Genomic DNA, 6,275 nt, shown 5'->3' on the forward strand with positions numbered 1-6,275 from the left:
GGGGGTGGGTGGGGCGAGTGGGCCCCTCTGGGAGTGGGGGTGGGGGTGGGGGTGGTGACGGAAGGTGGTTTCCCGAGGGGCGGGTCGGGGGTGGTGGGGACACGCCCGTGGGGGTGGGGCGGCGCAATTCCGTGGGCGGTGGGGGATGGGGCGGGAAGTCGGGTGAGGAAGGGCGGGCGCGGGTTTTCGTGCGGGGGTGGAGTGGGCGGTGCGGGCCGTTCCAGGGTGGCGCTGATGGCATACTGGTGGCGGCCGGAACGCCGGTGCGGCAGTGCTTTCCGGACGACGGTGACGCAGCGTCAGCCGCCGCCATTCCGCGAGAAAATCCCGGTTAAACGTTCCCACCGTCCACGTTTGCGTAGCGTCGGCAATTTCCGCTGGTGATGGCGGGAATTGCGGGGGACGGGCGCGGAGCGTTTCACCGGGGGGCGCCGGAGGTCCGCCGCAGGGCCTCTCCGTCCGTCGCTCAGCGCGATCCCCGGGCCTCCGCCCGTCCTGGTCACCGCGCTCGCGGAGGCCGGTTCGGCGTGCCCTCCATCATCGCCGTGTTCACGTTCTGCTTATGGAGCGGTACGGAGCGGCGCGAGAGATCCGGCGTCAATTTCCCGGCTAGGTAAACAATGCCACGAAACGTCGCTAATATTCGCTTCTGGGTCTTGTGTCCTAGTGACCGATAGGTCATCTTGTAACACGGGGATGGATGTAGAAACGACGGAAAGGTTCGCCATGCTCAAGAAGATCTGCGCGATTGCGGTGCTCTCGGTCGCCGCGCTGGTGGGAACGGCCCTCCCCGCCTCCGCCGCCACCGCCGAGACCGCGACCGCGATGTCCGACACGGGCTTCAGCTGGGCCTGATCTCGGACCTCGCGCGCCCCGCGGCCGTCCGGCAGGCGTCCACCTGCGGGAACCCCGGTCCATGCCCCTGGACCGGGGTTCGATCCGTCCCGGCCGCCCCGCCCGTCCGCCCGGGCGCCGCCGCTCGTCCGCGGTCGGCGCCCGGAAACCCCCGGTGAACGCCGCCCGACTTCCCCCGCAGGGTATTCCGGTCGGCCCCGTCGACCGGCACCATGAGGCCACCCCCGACACGAAGTGGAGGAGAGGGTGGCCCTCTCACGTACCGGTACGCGCCGCCGCGCGTGCGCCGCCGCCGCGATCGCGCTCACCGCGGCACTCGCCCCCGCACCCCCCGCCGCCGCCGACCCCGTGCTCATCGACCCCGCGCCGACCGACCCCGCGCCCGCCGTCGTCACCGAGGTCTACGGCGGAGGCGGCAACAGCGGCGCGACCCTGCGCCACGACTTCGTCGAACTCGGCAACCCCGGCGACACCCCCGTCGCGCTCGACGGCTGGAGCGTGCAGTACCTGCCCGCCCGGCCCTCCCCGACCAGCCGCGCCCAGGTCACCCCGCTCTCCGGGTCCGTCGCCCCCGGCGGCCACTACCTCGTCCGCCAGGCCCAGGGCGCCGGCGGCACCGTCGACCTGCCGGCCCCCGACGCCGCCGGCACCACCGCCATGGCGGCGGGCGGCGGCGTGGTCGCGCTCGTCGCGGACACCGCCCCGATCACCTGCCGCACCCCCGCCGACTGCGCGGCCGACCCCGCCGTGGTCGACCTGGTGGGCGTCGGCGGCGCCACCGTCCACGAGACCGCGCCCGCACCGGCGACCACGTCCGCGACCTCCGCCGCCCGCGACGCCGCGTTCACCGACACCGGCGACAACTCCGCCGACTTCACCGCCGGCGCCCCCACCCCCGTCAACGCCGCCGGCGAGGCCCCCGGCGGCGGCGACGGCGGCGGCCCCCAGGAGCCCGGCCCGCTGCGCGTCCACGACGTGCAGGGCACGACCCGCGTCTCCCCGCACGACGGAGCGGCCGTGACCGGCGTCCCCGGCGTGGTGACCGCCGTCAACGCCTTCGGGTCCGCGCGCGGCTTCTGGTTCCAGGACCCCGACGGCGACGGCGACCCCCGCACCAGCGAGGGGCTGTTCGTGTTCACCGGCGCCACCACCCCCGACGTCGCCCCGGGCGACGAGGTGCTGGTCAGCGGCCGGGTCGGCGAGTACGTCCCGGCCGAGGGCGCCCAGGGCGTCACCCAGCTCGGCGGCGCGGTGTGGACGGTCGTGCACTCCGGCCGCCCGGTGCCCGCCGCCGTCGACCTGGAGCCCGGCACCGTGCCCGCCGCCTACGCGCCCGACGCGGGCGGCGACGTCAGCGGCCGCGACCTGCGCCCCGACACCTACGCGCTCGACTTCTGGGAGGCCCACGAGCACATGGTGGTCCGCGTGGAGGACGCCCGCGTGGTCGGCCCCACCGACGCCTACGGCGCCCTGTGGGTGACCACCGAGCCCGACGACGACCCGACCGTGCGCGGCGGCACCGCCTACTCCTCCTACGCCGACCCCAACAGCGGCCGGCTGAAGGTCGAGTCGCTGCTGCCCCGCGCCGAGCACCCCTTCCCCGCCGCCGACGTCGGCGACGCCCTGGCCGGGGTGACCGAGGGCCCGCTGTACTACAGCGGCTACGGCGGCTACCTGGTCAAGGCCACCGCGCTCGGCGCGCACGTCGACAACGGGCTGGAGCGCACCACCGCGGCGGACCGCCGCCCGTGGGAGCTGTCGGTGGCCACCTACAACGTGGAGAACCTCTCGGCCGCCGACGGCGACGACGTGTTCGCCCGCCTCGCCACCGGCGTGGCCGACCACCTGGGCGGCCCCGACATCGTCGCCCTGGAGGAGATCCAGGACGACAACGGGCCCGCCGACGACGGCACCGTCACCGCCGGCGCCACCCTGGACCGGCTCACCGCGGCGATCGAGGACGTGGGCGGCCCCGCCTACGAGTGGCGGCAGATCGACCCGGAGGACGGCGCCGACGGCGGCCAGCCCGGCGGCAACATCCGCAACGCGTTCCTGTTCGACCCCGAGCGGGTGGACTTCGTGGACCGTCCGGGCGGCGACGCCACCACCCCGGTGGAGGTGGTCGGCACCCGCCGCGGCGGGGTCCGGCTGAGCGTGTCGCCGGGCCGGATCGACCCGGCCGACGCCGCGTGGACCGACAGCCGCAAGCCCCTCGCCGGCGAGTTCCGGTTCCGCGGCCGCACGGTCGTCGTCGTCACCAACCACTTCACGTCCAAGGGCGGCGACCAGCCGCTGCACGGTCCCGTGCAGCCGCCGGCGCGCGGCTCGGAGGAGCAGCGGCACGCCCAGGCCGAGGCGGTGCGCGCGTTCGCCGACGAGGTCGCCGCGGCCGACCCCGACGCCAACCTGGTGGTGGCCGGCGACCTCAACGACTTCCAGTTCTCCCGCACCCTGGACCTGCTGACCGGCGACGGCGGACTGGTCAACCCCATGCTCGGCCTGCCCGCCGGCGAGCGGTACAACTACGTCTACGACGGCAACTCCCAGGCGCTCGACCACATGCTGGTGGCCCCCGCTCTGGCGCACCGCGCCGACTACGAGATCGTCCGGATCAACGCCGAGTTCCACGACCGGGCCAGCGACCACGACCCGCAGCTGGTGAGCTTCCGCCCGCTCAGCGGCGACCCGCGCCGCGACGCCCGGGAGGACCGCCGGTACTACCCCGACCGCTGACGGCCCGCTCCGCCGCCCGTCCGGGATTCCGCGCCCGGACGGGCGGGTAGGGACCCTCCGTAGGCGAGGCCCACCCGAGAGGGGCGTCGAGGACCGTGCCCGACTTCCCGGACCACCCGCGCCCCGAGCCCCCGGGCGCGGGGCGCCCCGGCGACACCGGCGGCCGCGAGTACCCGCAGGGCGAGCAGGCGCCGGGCGGCTACCACTACCCCGAGCCCCCGCTGCCGCCCCCGGCCCCCGAACCCCCGGCGGTCCGCCCCGAGCCGGCCCCGCCCGTGGCCGCCGAGCGGTTCCGCCGGTCCACCCCGGCGCGGGTCAAGCTCATGCCCGCCGAGCGGGGCAACGGCGCGTACTGGCGGCTGGGCGTGCTCACCGCGCTGTTCGTCATGTACACCGGCAGCGTCGCCGACTACGTGTCGACCGGCACCCGCGCCTGGGGCCACCTGGTGTTCTGGGCGGTGGTGGCGGGGGCGGCGCTGGCCGCCGCCTACCGCGAGCGGCGCAACGCGTGGACCCCCGCGCCCCGCTGGCCGTGGCCGGCCGCGGCGGTGGCGGGCACGGTGACCGCCGAACTCCTCGTCGCGGTGGCGGGGTCGCCGGCCGTGCTGGTGGGGTCGGTGGTACTGCTCGGTGTCGGCCTGCTCCTGGTGATGATGTTCGGCTGACGGCCCGGCGGCAGGGGGTCAGGTGGCCTCGGTGTCGAACGGGGGACGCTTGCCGTTCAGCTGCGGAGCGGGGCGGCGGAGGTCGTCATCGTCGTCCTCGGCCTCCCAGAAGTGCTTCTGCACGAAGCGCTTGGGGTTGAGGTCCTGCACGTCGAAGTCCTTGAACTCCGGTCCCAGGCCCTGCTGGATGTCGGTCTTCGCGTTGTCGGCCAGGCGGCGCAGCTGGCGCAGCAGGCGCCCGAGCTGGCCCGCCGCCTTCGGGAGCTGGTCGGGCCCGAAGATCAGGAGCGCGAGGACACCGAGGATGATGAACTCGCCCGCCCCGATGTTGAACATGCCCAACCCCTTACGGACCGCCGTGGTCGCTTCGGCCACTTAGCAGATTAGCCCCTCCGGCCCCGGAGGGGGACAGGGGAGGGGCGCCGTTCACACGATGGCCGCCCGCCCGGAGGCGGCCCGCACGGACCGCCCGGACGCGGACACCGCCCGTCCGCTCCGGGAACCCGGGGTCTAGGGTGGTCCGGTGCCGGATCGCCGGTTCGCCGGATACGTCCTGCTTCGAGGGGAGTGCGGTGACACAGGCCACCCTGCGGGCCCGCGTCGGCGGTGTCGTCGACGCCAGGTGGTTCCAGAACACGGTCGTCGGGGTGATCGTCCTCAACGGGGTCGCGCTGGGCCTGGAGACCTACGAGCACCGGTTCGGGGTCTTCGACGGCTACTTCCTGATGGCCGAGCACGCGTTCGTGGCGTTCTTCACCGTCGAACTGGCGCTCAAGCTCTACGCCCGGGGCGCGGCGTTCTTCCGCGACCCGTGGAACTGGTTCGACCTGCTCGTGGTCGGGGTGGCGCTGATCCCGGCCTCCGAGGGGTTCTCGGTCCTGCGGCTGCTGCGGGTCCTGCGCCTGCTCCGGCTGATCAGCGTGATCCCGTCGATGCGCAAGATCGTCGGCGCGCTGTTCCGGTCGGTGCCCGGCCTGGGCACGGTCATCGGCCTGCTGTTCGTGATCATGTACACGTCGGCGGTGCTGGGCGAGCGGCTGTTCGAGGACATCTCGCCCGAGTACTTCGGCGACCTCGGCACCACCCTCTACACCCTGTTCATGCTGCTCACCACGGAGAACTGGCCGGACGTGTCGGCGTCGGTGATCGACGAGGCGCCGTTCGCCTGGGTCTACTTCGTGGTGTTCATCGTGATCAGCGCGTTCCTCGTGCTCAACCTCATCATCGGCGTCATCGTCACGACGATGGAGGAGGAGTTCAACGCCGAGCGCTGGGAGGAGGACCAGGAGCTGGAGGCGCACCAGCACGAGGCCGTCATGGCGCAGATCGGCGCGCTCACCGACCAGGTGGCCCGGTTGACGGAGCAGGTGCGGGAGTTGTCGGTCCGGCGGGAGCCGGGGCCCGACCGGCGGGCGGACGCGCCCGGCGCGCAATGACGCGGACGGCGGACCGGCCCCGGGAAAGCGAACAGCCCTTCGCCCGGGTGAGCGAAGGGCCGAGAAACGAATTCAGGCGACGTTAGAGCGCACGCACGTTGGACGCCTGAGGACCCTTCGGGCCCTGGGTGATCTCGAACTCGACCGACTGGTCCTCTTCCAGGTTCCGGAAGCCGGTACCCGCGATCGCCGAGTAGTGAACGAACACGTCCGGGCCGCCACCCTCAACGGCGATGAACCCGAAACCCTTCTCAGAGTTGAACCACTTCACGGTGCCCTGAGCCATCTTGCTCTCCCTTTGGGGACTACAACGGGACCGCACCCTGCTGGTCCCGGGTTGCCGAGCGCCCGTCCCCGGGAGTTGTGGCCCAAACGACAAGCGCCCACGTGAAGTTCCGCGAGGCGCCCTAGGCATCCATGGAAACTACAACCGCAACCGGTGCAAGACACTACCAGCCGTATACGGGCGTTGCCGAGCCTTTTCGGGACGAAAATCAGTGTTCGAAATCCCGTCATTCGCGGGCGGTGTTCCGGTTGCCTTTCCGGTTCATCCGCAGTACCGCGCAGCGGCGGGCGGGGGCAGCCC

Annotated in this window: 6 protein-coding genes; 4 read left to right on the top strand and 2 right to left on the bottom strand. The window is 73.2% G+C overall.

The genetic code is table 11. The features are described from left to right. Positions 1-726: 726 nt before the first annotated feature. The 3 genes from NT8_RS31385 to NT8_RS26565 all read left to right on the top strand — a co-directional run bounded on the left by NT8_RS31385 (position 727) and on the right by NT8_RS26565 (position 4,253). Positions 727-855, top strand: coding sequence for a hypothetical protein (locus NT8_RS31385; RefSeq protein ID WP_281203539.1), 129 nt, complete (start codon positions 727-729; stop codon positions 853-855). Positions 856-1,101: 246 nt separating this feature from the next. Beyond that, complete coding sequence (locus tag NT8_RS26560; protein WP_067975395.1) at positions 1,102-3,588, top strand: endonuclease/exonuclease/phosphatase family protein; 2,487 nt, start codon at positions 1,102-1,104, stop codon at positions 3,586-3,588. A gap of 95 nt (positions 3,589-3,683) precedes the next feature. Beyond that, positions 3,684-4,253 carry a hypothetical protein gene (locus NT8_RS26565; protein WP_067975397.1) on the top strand — a complete coding sequence of 190 codons (570 nt, stop codon included), beginning with the start codon at positions 3,684-3,686 and terminating at the stop codon, positions 4,251-4,253. A gap of 18 nt (positions 4,254-4,271) precedes the next feature. On the opposite strand, the gene NT8_RS26570 is transcribed toward NT8_RS26565, so the two are convergent. After that, positions 4,272-4,589 carry a sec-independent translocase gene (locus NT8_RS26570; RefSeq protein WP_067975400.1) on the bottom strand — a complete coding sequence of 106 codons (318 nt, stop codon included), beginning with the start codon at positions 4,587-4,589 and terminating at the stop codon, positions 4,272-4,274. A gap of 236 nt (positions 4,590-4,825) precedes the next feature. Here NT8_RS26570 and NT8_RS26575 point away from each other — a divergent pair, with 236 nt between their 5' ends. Further along, positions 4,826-5,689, top strand: coding sequence for an ion transporter (locus NT8_RS26575; protein WP_067975403.1), 864 nt, complete (start codon positions 4,826-4,828; stop codon positions 5,687-5,689). Between the two features lie 82 nt (positions 5,690-5,771). Here the strand turns inward: NT8_RS26575 and NT8_RS26580 are convergent, their stop codons facing one another. Beyond that, the gene (locus NT8_RS26580; RefSeq protein WP_067975405.1) at positions 5,772-5,975 is read right to left on the bottom strand and encodes a cold-shock protein; all 204 of its coding nucleotides are present in this window, start codon (positions 5,973-5,975) and stop codon (positions 5,772-5,774) included. Between the last annotated feature and the right edge of the window lie 300 nt (positions 5,976-6,275).

The sequence above is a fragment of the Nocardiopsis trehalosi NBRC 14201 genome (assembly GCF_001552555.1).
Taxonomy (GTDB): Bacteria; Actinomycetota; Actinomycetes; order Streptosporangiales; family Streptosporangiaceae; genus Nocardiopsis_B; species Nocardiopsis_B trehalosi.